The sequence below is a fragment of the Mesorhizobium sp. WSM3864 genome (assembly GCF_002294955.1).
Taxonomy (GTDB): domain Bacteria; phylum Pseudomonadota; class Alphaproteobacteria; order Rhizobiales; family Rhizobiaceae; genus Mesorhizobium.
Genome location: NZ_NSGD01000053.1, coordinates 1 through 1,652, shown reverse-complemented (window position 1 = coordinate 1,652; position 1,652 = coordinate 1). Strand labels below are relative to the sequence as shown.

1 protein-coding gene is annotated in these 1,652 nt (G+C 68.5%); it reads left to right on the top strand.

All coding sequences use genetic code 11. The features are described 5' to 3' along the window. On the top strand, nucleotides 1–1,652 hold a 1,652-nt coding region (locus CK215_RS30520; RefSeq protein ID WP_245418884.1), incomplete at both ends, for a condensation domain-containing protein.

Here is a 1,652-nt window from a genome sequence, read left to right as displayed (position 1 = left end):
ATCTGGGCCGAGCTTCTGGGGCTCGATCGGGTCGGCCGCCACGACCACTTCTTCGAGCTCGGCGGCCATTCGCTGCTGGCGGTGCGGCTGCTGAGCCGGCTCTCGCCGGCCGTCGGTGTCGAGGTGCCGCTGTCGACGCTCTTCGCCAGGCCGGTGCTTTGCGATCTGGCGGAAAGCATCGTTGAAGATTTGAGCCGCGCCGATCGCAAAGACCTGCCGGCGATTGTTGCCGTGTCGCGCGATGAGCCGCTTGCGCTCTCCTTCGCCCAGCAGCGGCTGTGGTTCCTGGCGCAGCTGGACGAGGCCGGCACCAATTACCACATCCCGATGGCCTTGCGGCTGACGGGCCGGCTCGATCGGGCGGCCCTGCAGCGCAGCCTCGATGGTGTGTTTGCGCGTCACGAGGCGTTGCGCCATGTTTTTGTCGCGCCCGACGGCAAGCCCCGGGTCCGGGTCCTGCCGGCGGATGCTGGTCTGCCGCCGGTCGAGCATGACCTGTGCGGCCGGGCCGATGCTGAGGCGGCCCTTGAGGACCTGTGCCGTGAAGAGGCGCACACGCCCTTCGACCTCTCGCGCGGGCCGATGATCCGCGCTCGCCTGATCCGGCTGTCGCATGAGGAGCACGTCTTCCTGCTGACGCAGCATCACATTGTCTCGGATGGCTGGTCGATGGGCGTGCTGGTGCGGGAACTCGGTCAGCTCTACCGGGCCTTCGCTGCCGGGCATGATGATCCCTTGGCGCCGCTCGGCATCCAGTATGCGGACTATGCTGCCTGGCAGCGGCAGTGGCTGTCGGGGGACAGGCTGCAGAGCCAGGCCCGTCACTGGCGCGAGGCCCTGTCGGGGGCTCCTGCTCGCCTTGCCTTGCCGACGGACCGGCCGCGCCCAGCCCAGCAGTCGTTTGCCGGGGCCGGCGTGCCGGTGGTCATCGATCCGGCGCTGACGCGCGGGCTGAAGCGGCTGGCCAGCCAGCAGGGCACGACCTTGTTCATGACGGTGCTGGCGGCCTGGGCGGCGGTTCTGTCGCGCCTGTCAGGGCAGGACGACATCGTCATCGGCGTGCCGAGCGCCAATCGCGGCCGGCGCGAGATCGAAGAGCTGATCGGCTTCTTCGTCAACACGCTTGCGCTTCGCCTGGATCTGTCGGGGGCGCCGAGCGTGGCGCAGCTTCTGGAACGCACGCGGCGCACCGCGCTTGCCGCGCAGGAGCATCAGGACCTGCCGTTCGAGCAGGTGGTTGAGATCGTCAAGCCGCAGCGCGCGCTCGACCACACGCCGCTGTTCCAGGTGATGCTGGCCTGGCAGGACGCGGCCGTCGAGCGGCTTGACCTGCCCGGGCTCGCGGTCGAGGCTGTGGGCAATGCCTACGACCAGGTCAAGTTCGACCTGGAGCTGAGCCTTGGCGAGAGCGGCGAGGAGCTCGCCGGAAAGCTGCACTATGCGACCGCACTGTTCGACGAAGCCACGATCGAGCGGCAGCGCGGCTATCTTTTGGCGCTGCTGCGGGCGATGGTTGCCGATGCCGGGCAGCCGGTGGGCCGCATCGAGCTGCTGTCGCGCGAGGAGCGGACTTACCTTTTGGAGGAGCTGAACCGGACGGAAGCGGACTATCCGTCGCACAAGTGCATCCACGAGCTGTTCGAGGCGCAGGT